Annotated in this window: 18 protein-coding genes; 7 read left to right on the top strand and 11 right to left on the bottom strand. The window is 70.6% G+C overall.

Going from position 1 to position 16,644, the window contains the following annotated elements; translation table 11 throughout:
• Positions 1 to 22 precede the first annotated feature (22 nt).
• The gene (locus SLINC_RS26150; protein ID WP_067445715.1) at positions 23 to 802 is read left to right on the top strand and encodes a MerR family transcriptional regulator; all 780 of its coding nucleotides are present in this window, start codon (positions 23 to 25) and stop codon (positions 800 to 802) included.
• Here SLINC_RS26150 and SLINC_RS26145 read toward each other — a convergent pair.
• Positions 741 to 1,508, bottom strand: coding sequence for a CDP-alcohol phosphatidyltransferase family protein (locus tag SLINC_RS26145; RefSeq protein WP_067437692.1), 768 nt, complete (start codon positions 1,506 to 1,508; stop codon positions 741 to 743). The genes SLINC_RS26150 and SLINC_RS26145 overlap by 62 nt on opposite strands.
• A gap of 104 nt (positions 1,509 to 1,612) precedes the next feature.
• Entirely contained in the window at positions 1,613 to 2,872 is a 1,260-nt protein-coding gene (locus SLINC_RS26140) for a PucR family transcriptional regulator (protein ID WP_067437690.1), read from the bottom strand.
• A gap of 100 nt (positions 2,873 to 2,972) precedes the next feature.
• Between SLINC_RS26140 and SLINC_RS26135 the strand changes: the two genes are divergently transcribed.
• Positions 2,973 to 3,431 carry a nucleoside deaminase gene (locus SLINC_RS26135; RefSeq protein WP_067437688.1) on the top strand — a complete coding sequence of 153 codons (459 nt, stop codon included), beginning with the start codon at positions 2,973 to 2,975 and terminating at the stop codon, positions 3,429 to 3,431.
• Positions 3,424 to 4,398 carry an isopenicillin N synthase family dioxygenase gene (locus SLINC_RS26130; RefSeq protein ID WP_067437686.1) on the top strand — a complete coding sequence of 325 codons (975 nt, stop codon included), beginning with the start codon at positions 3,424 to 3,426 and terminating at the stop codon, positions 4,396 to 4,398. The genes SLINC_RS26135 and SLINC_RS26130 overlap by 8 nt, the downstream gene beginning before the upstream one ends.
• Positions 4,399 to 4,471: 73 nt before the next feature.
• Here the strand turns inward: SLINC_RS26130 and ccsB are convergent, their stop codons facing one another.
• The 7 genes from ccsB to hemL all read right to left on the bottom strand — a co-directional run bounded on the left by ccsB (position 4,472) and on the right by hemL (position 12,188).
• On the bottom strand, positions 4,472 to 5,590 hold the full coding sequence (gene ccsB / locus SLINC_RS26125) for a c-type cytochrome biogenesis protein CcsB (RefSeq protein ID WP_067437684.1): 1,119 nt from the start codon (positions 5,588 to 5,590) through the stop codon (positions 4,472 to 4,474).
• Positions 5,587 to 7,299: a cytochrome c biogenesis protein ResB gene (gene resB, locus SLINC_RS26120; RefSeq protein ID WP_067437682.1), complete on the bottom strand. Its 1,713-nt coding sequence runs from the start codon at positions 7,297 to 7,299 to the stop codon at positions 5,587 to 5,589. Before resB ends, ccsB begins: the two co-directional genes overlap by 4 nt.
• Positions 7,300 to 7,302: 3 nt before the next feature.
• A complete protein-coding gene (locus SLINC_RS26115) occupies positions 7,303 to 8,076 on the bottom strand; it encodes a cytochrome c biogenesis CcdA family protein (protein WP_067437680.1) in 774 nt (257 codons plus the stop codon).
• A 1-nt stretch (position 8,077) separates the two neighbouring features.
• Positions 8,078 to 8,692: a TlpA family protein disulfide reductase gene (locus tag SLINC_RS26110; RefSeq protein WP_067437678.1), complete on the bottom strand. Its 615-nt coding sequence runs from the start codon at positions 8,690 to 8,692 to the stop codon at positions 8,078 to 8,080.
• Positions 8,693 to 8,758: 66 nt separating this feature from the next.
• Positions 8,759 to 10,039: a polysaccharide deacetylase family protein gene (locus SLINC_RS26105; protein ID WP_067437676.1), complete on the bottom strand. Its 1,281-nt coding sequence runs from the start codon at positions 10,037 to 10,039 to the stop codon at positions 8,759 to 8,761.
• 128 nt (positions 10,040 to 10,167) lie between these two features.
• On the bottom strand, positions 10,168 to 10,872 hold the full coding sequence (locus SLINC_RS26100) for a histidine phosphatase family protein (protein ID WP_067437674.1): 705 nt from the start codon (positions 10,870 to 10,872) through the stop codon (positions 10,168 to 10,170).
• On the bottom strand, positions 10,869 to 12,188 hold the full coding sequence (gene hemL / locus SLINC_RS26095) for a glutamate-1-semialdehyde 2,1-aminomutase (protein WP_067437673.1): 1,320 nt from the start codon (positions 12,186 to 12,188) through the stop codon (positions 10,869 to 10,871). Before hemL ends, SLINC_RS26100 begins: the two co-directional genes overlap by 4 nt.
• 471 nt (positions 12,189 to 12,659) lie before the next feature.
• On the opposite strand from hemL, the gene SLINC_RS26090 reads away from it, so the two are divergent.
• Entirely contained in the window at positions 12,660 to 13,307 is a 648-nt protein-coding gene (locus SLINC_RS26090) for a hypothetical protein (protein ID WP_182449179.1), read from the top strand.
• A gap of 98 nt (positions 13,308 to 13,405) precedes the next feature.
• Here SLINC_RS26090 and SLINC_RS26085 read toward each other — a convergent pair whose 3' ends face one another.
• Together SLINC_RS26085 and SLINC_RS26080 are read right to left on the bottom strand one after the other, a co-directional pair.
• Positions 13,406 to 13,618: a hypothetical protein gene (locus SLINC_RS26085; RefSeq protein ID WP_067437671.1), complete on the bottom strand. Its 213-nt coding sequence runs from the start codon at positions 13,616 to 13,618 to the stop codon at positions 13,406 to 13,408.
• Positions 13,619 to 13,623: 5 nt separating this feature from the next.
• Positions 13,624 to 14,226, bottom strand: a complete 603-nt coding sequence (locus SLINC_RS26080; protein ID WP_067437669.1) for a DUF5994 family protein — start codon at positions 14,224 to 14,226, stop codon at positions 13,624 to 13,626.
• A gap of 319 nt (positions 14,227 to 14,545) precedes the next feature.
• Between SLINC_RS26080 and SLINC_RS26075 the strand changes: the two genes are divergently transcribed.
• The 3 genes from SLINC_RS26075 (at position 14,546) to SLINC_RS26065 (ending at position 16,474) form a co-directional block, all read left to right on the top strand.
• Positions 14,546 to 14,896 (top strand): STAS domain-containing protein, encoded by a 351-nt coding sequence (locus tag SLINC_RS26075; RefSeq protein ID WP_067437668.1) that lies wholly within the window; start codon positions 14,546 to 14,548, stop codon positions 14,894 to 14,896.
• A gap of 61 nt (positions 14,897 to 14,957) precedes the next feature.
• Complete coding sequence (locus tag SLINC_RS26070; RefSeq protein WP_067437666.1) at positions 14,958 to 15,710, top strand: GAF and ANTAR domain-containing protein; 753 nt, start codon at positions 14,958 to 14,960, stop codon at positions 15,708 to 15,710.
• Positions 15,707 to 16,474 (top strand): GAF and ANTAR domain-containing protein, encoded by a 768-nt coding sequence (locus tag SLINC_RS26065; protein ID WP_067437665.1) that lies wholly within the window; start codon positions 15,707 to 15,709, stop codon positions 16,472 to 16,474. Before SLINC_RS26070 ends, SLINC_RS26065 begins: the two co-directional genes overlap by 4 nt.
• Positions 16,475 to 16,644 lie beyond the last annotated feature (170 nt).

The raw sequence follows: 16,644 nt of genomic DNA, 5'->3' as shown, positions 1-16,644 counted from the left end.
TTTTCGCTACCCTGGGGTGATCATGGCTCCCGACGACCGTCTCCGCCCCGTCGACCTGGCCCGTCTCGCCGGGGTCTCGACCCAGCAGATCCGCAACTACGAGGAAGCGGGCGTCCTGCCCCCGGCCGAGCGCACCGAATCCGGCTACCGCACCTTCCGCGACCTGCACCGACAGGCACTGCTGACCTACCGGACCCTGCTCAAGGGCTACGGCCACCTGACGGCGACCCGGATCATGCAGGCGCTGCACGCCGACGACGTCCCGGCCGCCCTCGCCCTGGTCGACGCCGCCCACGCTACCCTCAACTCCGAGCGCAACGCCCTGCGCGCGACGAGCGAGGCCGTCCAGGCCCTCACCGGCGCCGTCCCGCCCGAGGTGCCCCGCTCCGGCCTGCGCATCGGCGAAGTGGCCGCACTGCTCGGCGTACGGCCGTCGGCCCTGCGCGTGTGGGAGTCGGCGGGGCTGCTGACACCACCCCGGGAGCGCGGGACGTCGTACCGGACGTACGACCCCGCGGACGTCCGCGACGCCCGCATCATCCTGACCCTGCGCCGGAGCCACTACCTCCTCGCGCAGATCGGCCCGGTCCTGGACGACCTCCGCCGCGAGGGCAGTACGGAGGGTCTGAGGACGGCGATCAGGAACCGCGGCGAGGTCCTGACGGCGCGGACACGGGCGATGCTGGAGGGAGCGGGGAGTCTTTCCGGCTATCTGAGCTGTCTGAGCGGTCCCGGCTGTCTCAGCGCAGCCGCGACGACGACAGGATCGACAGCAGGTGGGCCGGGACCATCACCCAGGTGATGACGGCCAGCGCGCCCAGCGCCCAACGGGTCGGATCGATACCGCCGGTGACCTGGTCGGCGACCGCGGCGACCAGGAGGACCAGGGACGCTTCGATGCCGTTCGTCACGCGGTGGATCCTGAAGGCGGCGGCGAGGCGGCGCACGGAGGCCACGCCCTGCGAGCGGGGCCGGGTCGCCTCGTCGTCCACGACACCGAGCCCGCGCCGGGCCCGCGCCACGTCCACGAGGTCGGTCGACGCCTTCAGCAGCACGACACCCAGCGCGGTCGCGATCCCGATCGACAGCCAGCCCCCGACACCCGATTCGGCCGCCCGGTACCCGGCGCCCGCCATCAGCGCCGCGTCCGCGAGATAGGCGCCCAGCCGGTCCACGTAGATCCCGGCCGCGCTGTTCTGCCCCTTCCAGCGGGCGACTTCACCGTCCACGCAGTCGAAGAGGAGGAACAGCTGCATGAGGATCACGGCCAGTACGGCACCCGTCAGGCCCGGGATCATCAGCGCGGCCCCGGACGCGACGCCGCACACCACCATCGTCCAGGTCAGCTGGTCCGGCGTGACCGGCGTCCGCACCAACTGCCGCGTGAAGCGCAGCGAGACGCGCCGCATGTACAGCCGGCCCGCCCAGTGCTCACCGTTGCGGCTCGCCAGCTTGGCCTGCGGCTGACAGACCTCCCGCAGCTCCTCCAGAACCGGAGCAGCAACCATGAACGTTCCCTCTCGCCCGGGGCTCAACTGCCGCGCGCGCGGCGGTGATCGGCACAGGTTACTTGACCTGTTCTCGAGCAGTTCCCACGGCTGTGCTCGCCGCGTCAGGCGACGGTCCGCAGGCCGCCCCGGACCGTCGCTCCCGTCCCCCGCACCACCCGGTGCGCACACGCCGCCGCGAGCAGCTCGCCCAGCAGGTCCGGGTCGTCGATCTCCAGGCCGAGGAGGGACTCGATGCGTTCCAGGCGCTGGTAGAGGGACTGGCGGCCGATGTGGAGGAGGGTGGCCGTGCGGGTCGGGGAGCAGCCGTTGCGCAGGTGCACCTCCAGGGTGCGGACGAGGTCGCTCGGGTGGGCCGCCTCCCAGGCCAGCAGGGGGCCCAGGGCGTGCTGGACCAGGCCCGCGAGGCGTTCCCGGTTGGCGTCCACGCCGCCTCGGGTGAGCTCCCGTTCCAGGGCGAGCGCGCGCGAGGACGTCACCAGGGGGCCGCCGGGTGCGCCGGGCTCGGCGGCCGGCACGGTCAGGGCCAGCTCCAGGCTCGTCCGGGCCGCGCGCAGGGTTTCGCTCCAGCGCAGCCAGCCGGTGTCGGCGGCGACGGCGTGCCCGACGGCCACGGTGAGCCCGGCCTCGGCCGCCGTACGGAAGGCGTCCTGGACCGCGCGGACGGGGTCGCCGGGCCGGTTGCCGGTGAGCGCGAGCAGTGCCAGCACGTCACCCGGGAACGCGGCCCGCAGCACGCCCGGCCCGCCCAGCAGCCGTACCGCACGATCCACCGTGCTCACGTCCCGCGTGCCGTGCAGCGACACCCCGATCAGCCGGGCGTCCGGGCCGGGGTGGAAGCCGGCGAGGGCTGCCCGGGCCTCCACCTCGGGCTGGTTCAGGGCGGCCCGGTCCGCGAGGTCGGCGAGCAGCGCCGCGGTGTGGTCGTCGCCCCACGGGCGGACGACGGAACGGCCCGACAGGCCCCGGGCGACGATCGCCCGGTTCGCCGCCTCCGTGATCCGTACGAAGGGCACGACCCGGTGCAGGGACAGCAGCGGCAGCTCCAGCCGACGCGCCTCGTCGGTGACCTCGGCGGGCATGCTCGGCAGAGAACGCCCGACCTCCACCGCGAGCCCGGCGGCGCCCCGGGCGGCCAGTTCGCGCACATACCGGCGGCGGACCGACTCGTCGGCGTCGGTCAGGCCGAATCCGTTGGTCAGCAGCAGTTCCCCGCCGTCCAGGAAGTTGGCGCCCTCGTACACCTCGCTGGAGTGGACCCAGCGCACGGGCCGGTCCAGGGCTCCCTCCCCCGCCAGCAGTTCGGGTTCGGCGGCGCGCACGGGGTCGAGGGCCAGTACTTCACGAAGGGTGAGTGCGGGCACGGGGACCTCCCAGGGCGCTGACACTTCGTCCGGGTACGGATGGCCGGGAGAGTACTTTCCGCACGTTGCCCTCGTGTTTCGGCCCCAGGAGAGTGGACGCATGAACCCTTTGGATCAGGTGACCGCCCGCGTCTGGCTCACCACCGCCGTCGCCGAGGCCCGCGCCGGCCTCGCCGAGGGCGGCATCCCCATCGGCGCCGCCCTGTACGGCGCCGACGGCACGCTCCTGGGTCGCGGCCACAACCGCCGCGTCCAGGACGGCGACCCCTCCATGCACGCGGAGACGGCCGCGTTCCGTGCGGCGGGACGGCAGCGGTCGTATCGCGGTACGACGATGGTGACGACCCTCTCGCCGTGCTGGTACTGCTCCGGTCTGGTTCGCCAGTTCGGCATCTCGCGGGTGGTGGTCGGCGAGGCGGCCACCTTCCACGGCGGCCACGACTGGCTGGCGGAGCACGGCGTGGAGATCGTGCTCCTCGATGATCCGGAGTGCGTCGCGCTGATGCGTGACTTCATCAAGAACCATCCGGCCCTGTGGAACGAGGACATCGGTGAGTGACACTCCAGCCCCCCGCATCCCCACCATCGACCTGCGCCCCTGGACGGAGGGCGGCCCCGAGGCCCGCGCCGCCATCGCCCGTACCGTCGACGAGGCGCTTCAGAGCGCCGGTTTCCTCCTGGTCACCGGCCACGGGGTGGACCCCGCCCTGCGGGCGGGCATCCGGGAGGCGGCCCGGGCCTTCTTCCGGATGCCCGTCGACGTCAAGCAGCCCTACACCGCGAAGGTCGGCGGCCGCGGCTGGCTCGGGCCGGGCGCGGAGGCCAACGGCTACTCGGAGGGCACCGAGACCCCGCCGGACCTCAAGGAGTCCCTGACCTTCGCGACCCACGACCCCTTCGACGACCCGGTCATCAACGCCGAGTGGTACGCGCCCAACGTCTGGCCGGCCGAGGTCCCCGGACTCCGGGCGCTCTGCGAGGAGTACCTGGACCGGATGGCCGAGCTGGAGAAGCAGCTCCTCTCCCTGCTCGGCGAGGCGCTCGGCCTCGAACCCGACTTCTTCTCACGGCACATGGACCACCCGACGTACGGCTTCAACATCAACTGGTACCCGGGCACGGAGACCGTCGGCGAGCCCCGGCCCGGCCAGTTCCGCATCGGCCCGCACACCGACTTCGGCACGGTCACGATCCTCGACCGCCAGGCCGGCAAGGGCGGACTCCAGGTCTACACCGACGCCGGCGGCTGGGAGGACGCCCCCTACGACCCCGACGCCTTCACCATCAACATCGGCGACCTCATGGCCCGCTGGACCGGCGACCGCTGGCGCTCCGGCCGCCACCGCGTCCTGCCCCCACCGGCCGACACCCCCGCCGAGGAGCTGATGTCCCTCGTCTACTTCGGCGAGTGCACCCCGGGCACGATCGTCGAGTCGGTACCGGCCCCGGTCGGCCGTGTGGCGTACGGGCCGGTCGACTCCCATGTGTACCTGCGGGAGAAGCTGGACTCGATCACGGTCGGCTGAGCGGCATCCCGATCACGGCGAAGGCCGGTTCCCATGACCCGGGTCACAGGAACCGGCCTTCGCCGTAAAGGGCCTACACCCCCGCGTAGGAGTGCTTGCCGGACACGAAGATGTTGACGCCGTAGTAGTTGAACAGCCAGCAGCCGAAGGCGATCAGGGCCAGGTAGGCGGCCTTGCGGCCCTTCCAGCCGGCGGTGGCGCGGGCGTGCAGGTAGCAGGCGTAGGCGACCCAGGTGATGAAGGACCAGGTCTCCTTGGGGTCCCAGCCCCAGTAGCGGCCCCAGGCGTCGCCCGCCCAGATCGCGCCCGCGATGATCGTGAAGGTCCAGAGGGGGAACACCGCCGCGTTGACGCGGTAGGCGAACTTGTCGAGCGAGGCCGACGCGGGCAGCCGGTCCAGGACGGAGTTGGCGAAGCGGCCGGGGGTGCCGCCGGTCGCGAGCTTGTTCTCGTAGCTGTCCTTGAACAGGTACAGGATCGTGGCGACCGCGCCGACGTAGAACACCGCGCCGCAGAAGATCGCGGTGGAGACGTGGATGTACAGCCAGTACGAGTGAAGGGCGGGAACCAACTGGTCGCTGGCGGTGTACAAGACAGTGACGGCGAGACCGAGATCGAGGAGGACCGTGGTGATCAGGAACAGCCCGAGCCAGCGCACGTTCTTCTTCAGCGCCAGCAGCGCGAGGTACACGCCGACGGCCACCGTGGAGAAGGTGATGTTGAACTCGTACATGTTGCCCCACGGCGCCCGCTCCACCGAGGCCGCCCGGGCGATGACGCCCGCCAGCTCGACCAGGAAGGCGAGCACGGTGAGCGAGATGGCGATACGCCCGTAGAGGTCGCCCTGCTCGTCCCCGCCGTGCGCCCCCGGCCCGTCGGGCACGTCCCGCGACCCGGCCGCGGACCGCACCACGACCTGCGGCCGCTCCAGCACGGCGGTGCTGCCGCCCTTCGTCACGGTGACGGCGGGCGCCTTCGCCTTGGCCTTCGCCTCGGCGGTGAGCGCGGCGGCCGTCCGGCCGACCTTGCTGCGGCTGCCGAAGAGCCATTCGGCGATGTACGCGAAGAAGGCCAGGGTGTAGACGGCCATCGCGGAGTAGATCAGCGTGTTGCTGAGGTTGGCGAGGCTCTCGTTGGTGGCGGCGGCGAGATTCGTCGCGCCGGCGAGATCGGTTACGGCGGCGAGAGTCATTTCTCAGGCCTTTCGGCAGGTACGACGTGGGGGTCGGGGGTTTGTGGGGAGTCGTCCTCGGGGGCGGGTGCTCCGGGGGCCTGGTCGTACAGGATCCCGGCGAGCTCGCCCAGTTCCTCGGGCACCTTCGCGGACTCGCTGCGGCCGAGTCCGGCCATCTCGACGACCGTGACACCGTCGGCGCCCTTCACCGCGCGCACCCACACGCGGCGGCGCTGGATGAACAGGGAGGCGGCCAGGCCGAAGATCGCGGTGAGGGCGCCGGCGAGGGCCCAGACGCTGCCGGGCTGCTGGGTGACCTGGAAGTTCGCCCACTCCTTGGTGCCCTCGTAGGTGATCGTGCCGGCACCGCCCGGGAGCTTCATGGACTCGCCGGGCTTCAGGTTCTCCCGGACGTCCTTGCCCTGGGCGTCCTTGAACTGCTTCATGTGCGTCTTGTTCAGCTGGTAGACGCTCTGCGGGATGCCCGAGTCGACGCCGAGATCGCCGTAGTACGGCGTCAGGTTGAGCACCGGGTTCAGCAGGGCCGGGAAGGTCGAGGCGGTCTCGCTGCCCTTGGTGTAGGTCGGCAGGAAGAAGGCCGAGACACCGAGCTGCTCGCGGACGCCCTTGGCGTTCTTGTAGCCGTCGAGGACCTTGACGACTCCGGTGGAGGTGACGTTGGAGTCGAGCGGCAGCATCGGCACGGCGTCGTCGTAGACGAGGTTGCCCTTGCCGTCGCGGATCTTGATGACGGGGGCGTAGCCGTGGGCGGTGAGGTAGACCTTCGAGTCGCCGATCTCCAGCGGCTCGTTGACCTTGATGACGGACTTCCTGTCCTTGCCGTAGGCGCCGACGCTGTAGTCCACGGTGGCCTGGTAGATGCGCGGGGTGCCCTTGTTGGGGCCGCTGGTCTCGTAGGTTCCGTAGAAGTCGTCCAGGCTGAAGCTGAACGGCACCAGGTCGTCGTTGTGGAAGAGGCTGCCCGACTTGAAGTCGTCGTACTGGGTGAGGGTGTTGGAGAAGCCGTCGCCCTCCAGGATCAGCTTGTTGCCCTCGGACTTGAACAGCTGGCCCCAGGCGAAGGCGACGAGCATCACGATCAGCGCGATGTGGAAGGCGAGGTTGCCGACCTCGCGCAGATAGCCCTTCTCGGCGGCGATCGCGTCACCGGCGGCGTGGGCGCGGAAGCGGCGCTTCTTCAGCAGGGTGAGCGCGGCCTCGCGGACCTGCTCCGGTTCGGCCCCGGTCCGCCAGGTCGTGTAGGCGGGCAGCCGGGTCAGCCGCCTCGGGGCACCCGGCGGGCGGCTGCGCAGCTGGCCGACGAACTGCCAGGTGCGGGGCACGATGCAGCCGATGAGGGAGACGAACAGCAGGATGTAGATCGCGGAGAACCACACCGAGCTGTAGACGTGGAAGAGGCCGAGCTTGTCGTAGACGTCCCCGAGGGTGGGGTGGGCCGTGCGGAAGTCGGCGACCTTCGTCTCGTCGCTGCCGGTCTGCGGGATCAGCGAGCCGGGGATCGCGCCGAGCGCCAGCAGCAGCAGGAGCAGCAGGGCGACCCGCATGGAGGTGAGCTGCCGCCAGAACCAGCGGGCCCAGCCGATCACGCCCAGGGCGGGCAGGTGGGGCGACTCCTCCTTGGGCGCGGTGGACAGCTGGGATCCGGCGGCGCCGAGTTCCTGGTCGTCCGCGGCGGTGGGCGTCGCGTCGGGTGTCGTCTTGCTCATCGATCAGATCCCCACAGTGAAGCCGGCGGACCAGCCCTGCATCTCGGAGACGATGCTGTCCCACGCGCCGGTGAGCAGCAGCACACCGGTCACGATCATCATGGTGCCGCCCAGGCGCATCACCCAGACGTAGTGCCGCTTGACCCAGCCGAAGGCGCCGAGCGCCTTGCGGAAGGCGACCGCGGCGAGCACGAACGGTACGCCGAGTCCCAGGCAGTACGCGACCGTCAGTATGGCCCCGCGTCCGGCGCTCGCCTCGTTGAAGGAGAGTGCCTGCACGGAGGCGAGGGTGGGGCCGATGCAGGGCACCCATCCGATGCCGAAGAGGGCACCGAGGACGGGGGCTCCGACCAGGCCGGTGGCCGGCTTCCTGTGGAAGCGGAACTCTCTCTGGGTGAGCCAGGGCATCAGGCCCATGAAGAAGACACCCATGAGGATCATGAGCCCGCCGAGCACCTTGGTCAGGACGCTCTTCTCCTCCTGGAGCGTCTGGCCGAAGTAGCCGAACAGGGCGCCGCCGGAGACGAACACGACGGTGAAGCCGAGCACGAACAGCGAGGCCCCGGCGACCATCCGACCGCGCCGGGCCTCCGCCAGGTCGGTGCCGGTGACGCCGGTGACGTAGGAGAGATAGCCGGGGACCAGGGGCAGGACGCAGGGCGAGAAGAAGGAGACGAGTCCGCCGAGCAGAGCGACGGGAAGGGCCAGGACCAGCGCACCGTTGAGCACGGTCTTGTTGGTGCCGGTCTCGGCGGCGAGCGTCAGGAGCGCGCTCACGTCACTTCTCCGCGAGGACGGGCTTGAGCATGCCGAGGAGGTCCTCCTCGGCCAGGGGCTGGAGCGCCCGCGCCGCGATCTTCCCCTCCCGGTCGAGGACGAGCGTGGAGGGGATCAGCTGCGGGTTGAGCGTGCCCTTCTTGAAGCGGAGCATCAGCTTGCCCGTGGGGTCGTACAGGCTCGGGTAGGTGATGCCGTAGTCCTTCTCGAAGGCGACCGCGACGCCGGTGGAGGTGTCCCGGGTGTTGATGCCGACGAACTGGACGCCCTTGCCGTCGTATGCCTTGGAGACCTTGGCGAAGTACTTGGCCTCGGCGCGGCACGGGCCGCACCAGGAGCCCCAGACGTTGACGACGACGACCTGGCCCTTGTAGCCGGCGACGTCGAGCTGCTTGCCGTCGATGGTCTTGCCGGAGAGGTCGGGGGCCTGGGTCCGCTTGCCCGCCGCGACGGTGTCGATGCCGTTGTTGCCGGTGACGAAGTTGGTGTCGCCGCCCCCGCCGGACGTGCCGCCCGAACCGCACGCGGCGAGGGTCAGTGCGGCGGCCGCGGCCGTGGCGGTGAGAAGAACGGCACGGCTGCGGGGGCGGGTGCGACTACGGCTGGCGGCACTCATGTGAAAAGTTTCGCATGTCCGTTCCGAGGATCTTGCGCACCCCCCTTGTGGGTGGAAACCCGCATTTCAGGCGGCGTTCGAGGAGGTCGCCGAGGGGCTCGGAGCGGCCTCCTTCAGGAACTCCTTCCAGCCACCGGCGGGCTGCGTCCCGACATCGAGTGTCCGCAGCTTGGCCAGCACCTCCGGCTTCTGTACGTCCATCCAGTCGACGTACTGGCGGAAGGAGACCATGCGGACGTCCGCGCCCTTCTCCTTCTCCCGCGCGATGTACTGGAAAGCCTTCTCCACGGCGTCCATGTAGATGCCGCCGTTCCACTGCTCGAAGTGGTTGCCGACGAAGAAGGGGGCGCGGTTGGTCTCGTATGCCCGCTTGAAGCCCTGGATGTAGGCCCCGGCGGCCTGCTTGCGCCAGCCCGGGTAGTTGGAGGAGGGCGCGTTGGTCGAGTTGATCGACTGGTTGGCGAGCATGTTGTAGTCCATCGAGAGGACCTCGAAGCCGCGGCCGGGGAAAGGTATCTGCTGCAACGGCAGGTCCCAGATCCCCTGCTGCTTGGCCGGCCACACCTGACGGCCGCCGGGCGAGGAGGCGTCGTAGCGCCAGCCGAGCTCCTTGGCGGTGGGCAGCAGGTTGTTCTGGCCGAGCAGACAGGGAGTACGGCCGCCGATCAGCTCCTTGTCGTAGTCGAAGGGCAGCGCGGGCAGGTCGCTCCAGCCGGTGTTGGTGCGCCACTCCTTGACGAAGGACTTGGCCTGGTCGATCTCGCTGCGCCACTGCGCGGGCGTCCAGTTGCCGACGGTGCCGCGGCCGGAGCAGAAGTGGCCGTTGAAGTGGGTGCCTATCTCGTGCCCTTCGAGCCAGGCGCGGCGGACGTTGGTGAGCGTGGCCCTGACGTGCTCGTCGGTGAGGTAGCCGATGTCGGAGGCGCCGACGGGGTTGTTCGGCGGGTTGTAGAGGCGCTTCTTCGACTCGGGCAGCAGATACAGCCCGGAGAGGAAGAAGGTCATGCTCGCCCCGTGCTCCTTGGCGAGGTCCAGGAAGCGCGGGAAGAGACCGTTGCCGACCTCGCCGGCGCCGTCCCAGGAGAAGATCACGAACTGCGGCGGCTCCTGGCCGGGCTCCAGCGGCTCGGGCTTCGCGGGCTGGTGGGGCTGCCTGCCGGTGAAGGAGGTGGAGCCGTCACCGATGGGACGCGCGGCCGGCTTCGGGCTGCTCTTTCCCTTGTTCCCGGAACCCCCGGCATGGCTCGACCCCTCTGACGGGGTGGGACTGCCGCAGCCCGCCAGCCCCACGGCGGCCGCGGCTCCCGCGCCGAGTCCGAGCATTCCCCTGCGGGAGAGAGTGCGCATGGCATCCCCGTTCGTCACGTTCTCTGGTGGTCACCCAGTCAGAGGACGTGACGAACAGGTGGGTTCCGCTCACACTTCCGGATTCCGTAACAAAGGCGAGCAAAGGGGAACAGGGGCCGGCAGGGGGCTTACGCCCCAAAGGCCTTGTCCTTGCCCTTCACCGGCTTGGCGCCCGCGAGGAGGTGGGCGGGGACGAGATCGCGGGCCGGCTCGGTGTAACCGACGGAGACGATCCTGTCGCCCTGGTAGGTGAAGGTCGTCAGGGAGGCGAGCGTGCACTGCCGCTTGCGCGGGTCGTGCCACAGCCGCCGCTTCTCGACGTAACTGCGCACGATCCAGATCGGCAGCTGGTGGCTGACCAGCACCGCCTCGTGCCCGCGCGCCCGGTCCTTCGCCGCGTCCAGCGCGCCCATCATGCGGACGACCTGCTCGACGTACGGCTCACCCCACGACGGCTTGAACGGGTTGACCAGGTGCTTCCAGTTCTCCGGCCGGCGCAGTGCCCCGTCGCCGACGCCGAAGGTCTTGCCCTGGAAGACGTTGTCGGCCTCGATGAGCCGCTCGTCGGTGGCGAGGTCCACGCCGTGCGCCTTGGCGATCGGGGTGGCCGTCTCCTGCGCCCGCTCCAGCGGGGAGGCGACGACATACGTGACGTCGCGGGAGGCCAGGTGCTCGGCGACCCGGTCGGCCATCTGCCGGCCCAGCTCGGACAGGTGGTAGCCGCCGAGACGGCCGTAGAGGATGCCGTCGGGGTTGGCCACCTCGCCGTGCCGCATGAGGTGGACGACGGTGATGTCCTTCTTGGCGCCGCTCTTGCCGGTGATCTCGCTCATGCCGCCGTGGCCTCCGCAGCCGCTCGGGCCGCCGCCGGAAGGGCGTCGGCGATCCGCTGAACCGCCTGCTCGTCGTGGGCCGTGGAGACGAACCAGGACTCGAAGGACGACGGCGGCAGGTAGACGCCGTTCGCCAGCAGGGAGTGGAAGAAGGCGGTGAAGCGGAAGGACTCCTGCGCCTTGGCGTCCTCGTAGTTCCGCACGGGCCGGTCCGTGAAGAAGACGGAGAACATGTTGGAGGCGTTCTGCACGGTGTGCGCCACGCCCTCCTTCGTCAGCGCCTGCGACACCAGCGTCTGGAGCTGCGTGGACACGGCGTTGACCTTGGCGTACGCGGCCTCGTCGAGCAGTCGCAGCTGGGCGAGGCCGGCCGCGGTGGCGACCGGGTTCCCGGAGAGAGTGCCGGCCTGGTAGACGGGCCCGGCGGGCGCGAGGTGCGCCATGACGTCCTCCCGGCCGCCGAAGGCCGCGGCGGGGAAGCCGCCGCCCATCACCTTGCCGAAGGTGATCAGGTCGGGCGCGACCCCGTCGATGCCGTACCACCCGGCGCGGCTGGTACGGAAGCCGGTCATCACCTCGTCGGAGATGTAGAGGGCGCCGTTCGCGGCGCAGGCGTCCTTCAGCCCCTGGTTGAAGCCGGGCAGCGGCGGTACGACGCCCATGTTGCCCGGGGAGGCCTCGGTGATCACGCAGGCGATCTCGCCGGGATGCGCCTGGAAGGCGGCGTGCACGGCGTCGAGGTCGTTGTACGGCAGGACGATCGTGTCGCTGGCCTGGGCGCCGGTGACGCCGGGGGTGTCGGGCAGCGCGAAGGTGGCCACCCCGCTCCCCGCGGCGGCGAGCAGCGAGTCCACGTGGCCGTGGTAGCAGCCGGCGAACTTGATCACCTTGGTGCGCCGGGTGAAGCCGCGGGCCAGCCGGATGGCGGACATCGTCGCCTCGGTGCCGCTGGAGACCAGCCGCACCTGGTCCAGCGGCTCGATCCGGTCCACCATCTCCTCGGCGAGCGCGACCTCGCCCTCACCGGGCGTGCCGAAGGAGGTGCCCCGGGAGACCGCGTCCTGGACGGCGGCGATCACGTCCGGGTGCGAGTGCCCGAGGATCATGGGCCCCCAGGAGCAGACCAGGTCGACGTACTCGCGTCCGTCGGCGTCCGTGAGGTACGGGCCGCGGCCCGACACCATGAACCGGGGCGTCCCGCCCACGGCACGGAAGGCGCGGACCGGGGAGTTCACACCGCCGGGTGTGACGGCGGCCGCTCGGTCGAACAGGGCCTGCGAGACAGGCGCATCGTATGAATAGGGCAGTTCGCTCATGTCCTGCGACTTCTCCGACCTTCTCCGACTTCCGACGTCTTCTGGTGCTTCTTGGTCTTCCGGGTCTTCCGGGCTCGATTGCCGGTGACTACCTCAGGGTAGGACAGGGGGCATCCTTGACAGCGGGGCCTTGCCTGTCGGGGAGCGGGGCCTTGCCCGTCGGGGAGGCGGACCGGATGATGGCCGAAACGCCCCTCCACCTCTGACCGAAAGCCGACCCGCTGCTGACCGGACGGACAGTGCGAACCGTCACGTGCGGCCTGCCGCCCTTCGCGATCTGCGAAACTGGGGGCCGATTCACACAGCTCACGGGCAGGATGGTCCGGAGCGGCCTGTTCAGAGGCTGCGAAGATCCTGCGGACAGGTGTTTCAACGCACGTTTCGGCGGGCGGCCGTGGGGGAGGTCACTGACACGATGATCGGGTTGCGCGGCGGGGGCCGCGCGTCCTAGAAAAGCAGTCGGGTGGAGATATGCATCGCGGTGGCGGACTGGGCGAGGGGACTGACGACCTGGGTCCTCGACGTGCCCGGCGGGGAAGGCACCGGCGCGACGCGGAGGAATCGAACGAAGCACGTCAGGGACACGTAGTACCGGGTGGACCGGGTGTGCCGGGTGAGGAGTCCGAGCGGAGCGACCGACGGGTCGAGCGGCTGCGGGCGGGGAGCAGGAATGGTGGTCGGGTGGGGGTGACGTACAAGTACTTCGGCGCGCCGGACGGCGCGACCGCGGCCCGCGTCCCGATCTCGATGCGCCCCGAGGAACTCGGCGGCGACGAGCTCGGCATGAACGGCATGTTCACCAAGATCAAGCCGGAGACCATGGCCGCCATGGTCCTCACCGGCATAGAGGGCGTCCCCCTCCACAAGGTCCCGCCCCTGGAACTCGTCGTCCTCCACCCGGACTACGCCGTCGTCAAACTCCCCATGACCGTCGTCGACCCCCTGCGCGGGATAGGCGAGGAAGCGGTCGGCGCGGCGGCCTTCATCTGGTCGACGGTCCCGGACCGGGGTGGCCCGCGGGACGCGTTCAATGTGTACCAACTGCTGCACGAGTGGCAGGACTTCTCGCATCGGCTTCACGAGGCGGGGCACCAGCCGTACTGCCTGGTGTGGCCCTGAGCCGAGGTTCCACGGTGTGCGGGCGGGGTTCTCGAACCCCGCCTTTTTCATGCCCGGGGGCCGTCAGACGGCCGGGGCGTCCGGCCGGAACGAGCGGCTCATCCCGTTCCCTTACGGCTACGGCGCCGAAGGCGGGCCCGGCCGCGGGTCTTGCGCGGAGCCGGCGAGGCCGGTCCCGGGACCGGCAGGCCGGTGCGGCCGTAGTGGAAGGCGGACATTCCGTCGCCGTGTTGCGAGTTGAGCCGGTGGATGAGGAACATCCCGAGGACGATCACCGTCACGATCACGGCCACGGTCACCAACGCCTCCATGGTCCTCACCTCCCGGTCGGCTGCTGCGGCAGCCCGGCGGTCACGGTCGGGATCCGTGGACGTGCGGCTGGATCGCGGGCCTCGTGTCCGCCTTCGGAGTCCCAGGCCGCTTCCACTGCCCGGTCGTCCTCGTACACCGTCCGCAGGCCCGCGGCCTGCTCCATCAGCCGGCTCGCGGTCGACGTGCCCAGCGGGTCGCCTGCGGCGGCCATCAGCCAGGCGGCCGAAGCCGACGGGATCTGCGGCGGGACCACCAGGAGGTTCCAGCGGCCCGTGCGGTAGGAGAGCAGCAGCAGTTCGTGCGGATCCTGCTCGGACAGGAACCAGCCCACCTTCACCACATGCCCGGCGACGGGCACCTTGCGCGGGACGGTGGGCCAGTGGGTGGGGTTCACCGTCACCCGGGTGATCCGCCCCCACAACGGGTCCAGTACGGCGGTCAGGGCGGGAAGTTCCGCCAGCAGGTCGCGGGAGTGGGGCCACCAGGCGCCGTCCAGCAGAGCCGGTACGGAACCGGCGGGAGCCAGCGACAGACGGAGCGAGGTGGAAGACGAGGAGAGCCGGTCATCGGCTTCTGGTGTCGGCGGAGCGGAGATGATCGCGGTCATGGCCTGGACCCTGCCCCAGGCCTGCTGCAACCGGCCCGGCCTGTTCGATCGCCGAAAACGACACGGGCGTGGGAGCCGGTGCGCGGAATATCCTCGGTAGTTCCAGCGTACTCCCCGGACCGGCCGAGCGGACGCCCTAGCGGACCGCACAGCCCAAGGGGGGCCAAACCGGAAAAAGGGCCCGCCCTTCACTTCCCCGCCAGTACGTTGGTCGTACGGTCCGCCCGTGCCCCCGGCCCTCTCCGTGAAGTGCCGTTCCGCGCAACAGAGGCCCTGCGCAAGGCGAGAGCCACCTCGGTGACAGAGGAAATGGGGGCTCATGGGCCCGTACCCCGTGTTCGACGAGTGCCGTATGGTCCGGGCCTGCGGCGAGCTAGACCTGATGACCACACCTGCCTTCGCACATGACCTGAAGCACGCTCGCCACGGAGCCGGCCGGCTGTTCCTGATCGTCGACCTGAGCGGCGTGACGTTCATGGACGGCAGCGTCATGGTGCCCTTGCGCGCGGCGTGGCTGGACTGCCGCGAGCGGGGTGGCTGGGCGCGCGTCGTCCACACCCGGCCGGGACCCGCGCTCCTGTTCCGGGTCGGCGGTCTGCGGGAACAGTTCCCGCGCTACGCCAGTGCCCAGGACGCCTGGAAAGGCGTGCCGGCGGACCCGGACACGTAATGTACGGAGCAGGCCGTGCGGCGCCTCACCCCGAAGCGTCCCGGACCGGGAATGAGGAACGGTGATCAGCGACGGCATGGCCGGTCTCCTGCGGTCACTGCGCCTGGGCGAGGTCAGTGACCCGGCGCGGGCGTGCGCGCGGGTGCTGGGCGCCGAGGGTGTCGCGCTGTCGCTGCTGCTGGGCGCCGGTCGGACCGCCGAGCCGCTGTGGTGCCAGCCCGGGCTGAGCGCGCGGTTCGACGAACTCCAGTTCACCCTCGGTGAGGGACCGGGACCGGACGCGGTGCGCTCCGGGTCGCCCGTCGTGGAACCGGACCTGGACCGGGTGCGCCCCGAGCGGTGGCCCGTCCTGCTGCCCGCCGCGCGTGAGCTGGGCGTGCACGGTGTGTGCTGCTTCCCGCTGGGTATCGGGGCCATCCGGGTCGGCGTGCTGACCATGCTGTGTGACGGCGACCGGCGGCTGAGCGAGCAGCAGTTCGCCGACGCCACCGTCCTGACGGCCGCCCTGACCGGTGCCATCCTGAACGGGGACCACCGCGACGGCCTGAACGGGGATGTTCCCGGGCTCGGCGTGCTCCCGGAGCGGCCGTCGGGACTGCACCGCGCGGTCGTGCACCAGGCCACGGGAATGATCAGCGTCCAGCTGGATGTGTCCATGACCGAGGCGCTGTTGCGTCTGCGCGCCCACGCCTACGCCGGCGACCGCCCCCTCGGCGAGGTCGCGGCGGACGTGGTCGCCCGCAGGCTGCGCTTCGACAACGACCTCGACGACAATATGAGCGGGCCGTATTCGCCCGACGGTGGAAAGGGATGATCGGCATGGCCCGCGAACGACGTCTGGCCGAGATCTTCGTGGAGGTGGCGGACTCCCTCGTCGAGGACTTCGACGTCATCGACCTACTGCAGCGGCTGTCCACGCGCTGCGTCGAACTGCTCGACGTGTCGGCGGCCGGGATCCTGCTCGCCGACGCACACGGCGAACTCCAGGTGATCGCCGCCTCCGACGAGCACACCCGCCTGCTGGAACTCTTCGCGCTCCAGCACGACCAGGGCCCGTGCGTCGAGTGCTACCGCACCGGCGCCGCCCGCACCAACATCGACCTGGCGCGAGCGGAGGCCACGGCCGGCTGGCCGCGCTTCGCCACACGCGCCCGTGAGACGGGGTACTCGACCACCCACGCCATCCCGCTGCGCCTGCGCAGCCGGATCGTGGGCACGCTCAACCTCTTCCAGACGACGCCGCACCGCCTCGGCGACGACGACATCGCGCTCGCCCAGGCCCTGGCCGACGTGGCCACGATCACGATCCTGCAACAGCGCACACTGGAGCAGTCGCATGTGGAGAACAGCCAGTTGGAGACCGCGCTGACCAGCCGCGTCCTGATCGAGCAGGTCAAGGGCGTGCTGGCGGAACGCTGGGAGACCTCCGTCGACGACGCCTTCGCCGCGTTCCGGTCGTACGCCCGCGCCCATCACCTGCGCCTGTCGGACCTGGCCAAACGCATCCTCGCGGGCGCCTTTGACACCTCCGAGATCCCGGCGCCCGAGCCGGCCCGTCCCGAGGACCGCTCCGACTGACCGGCGTCACCCGGGACGGGCGGAGCCGGGGACGTCCGCCCGGCCCTCGCGGGGAGTAACGTGAGGTCATCGGGAGCACTTCGCGCACCGGCGTCGATGCCGGTGTCGTTCCCGGTGAGCGACGACACCGGGCGGCCGCGCCCATGTGCGGTGTCCGGAGGCAGGTTTGC

It is taken from the genome of Streptomyces lincolnensis (genome assembly GCF_001685355.1).
GTDB lineage: Bacteria > Actinomycetota > Actinomycetes > Streptomycetales > Streptomycetaceae > Streptomyces > Streptomyces lincolnensis.
Note: the sequence above shows the minus strand (reverse complement) of the source record. Positions and strands in the feature narration are given on the sequence as shown.

Bases quoted from the DNA above. Each gene is read 5' to 3' on its own strand.
- SLINC_RS26075 (WP_067437668.1), top strand. From the start codon at position 14,546: ATGGGCCCGTACCCCGTGTTCGACGAGTGCCGTATGGTCCGGGCCTGC.
- SLINC_RS26105 (WP_067437676.1), bottom strand. From the start codon at position 10,039: ATGCGCACTCTCTCCCGCAGGGGAATGCTCGGACTCGGCGCGGGAGCC.
- SLINC_RS26135 (WP_067437688.1), top strand. From the start codon at position 2,973: ATGAACCCTTTGGATCAGGTGACCGCCCGCGTCTGGCTCACCACCGCC.
- SLINC_RS26110 (WP_067437678.1), bottom strand. From the start codon at position 8,692: ATGAGTGCCGCCAGCCGTAGTCGCACCCGCCCCCGCAGCCGTGCCGTT.
- SLINC_RS26080 (WP_067437669.1), bottom strand. From the start codon at position 14,226: ATGACCGCGATCATCTCCGCTCCGCCGACACCAGAAGCCGATGACCGG.
- ccsB (WP_067437684.1), bottom strand. From the start codon at position 5,590: ATGACTCTCGCCGCCGTAACCGATCTCGCCGGCGCGACGAATCTCGCC.
- SLINC_RS26085 (WP_067437671.1), bottom strand. From the start codon at position 13,618: ATGGAGGCGTTGGTGACCGTGGCCGTGATCGTGACGGTGATCGTCCTC.
- SLINC_RS26145 (WP_067437692.1), bottom strand. From the start codon at position 1,508: ATGGTTGCTGCTCCGGTTCTGGAGGAGCTGCGGGAGGTCTGTCAGCCG.
- resB (WP_067437682.1), bottom strand. From the start codon at position 7,299: ATGAGCAAGACGACACCCGACGCGACGCCCACCGCCGCGGACGACCAG.
- hemL (WP_067437673.1), bottom strand. From the start codon at position 12,188: ATGAGCGAACTGCCCTATTCATACGATGCGCCTGTCTCGCAGGCCCTG.
- SLINC_RS26065 (WP_067437665.1), top strand. From the start codon at position 15,707: ATGATCGGCATGGCCCGCGAACGACGTCTGGCCGAGATCTTCGTGGAG.
- SLINC_RS26100 (WP_067437674.1), bottom strand. From the start codon at position 10,872: ATGAGCGAGATCACCGGCAAGAGCGGCGCCAAGAAGGACATCACCGTC.
- SLINC_RS26150 (WP_067445715.1), top strand. From the start codon at position 23: ATGGCTCCCGACGACCGTCTCCGCCCCGTCGACCTGGCCCGTCTCGCC.
- SLINC_RS26090 (WP_182449179.1), top strand. From the start codon at position 12,660: ATGCATCGCGGTGGCGGACTGGGCGAGGGGACTGACGACCTGGGTCCT.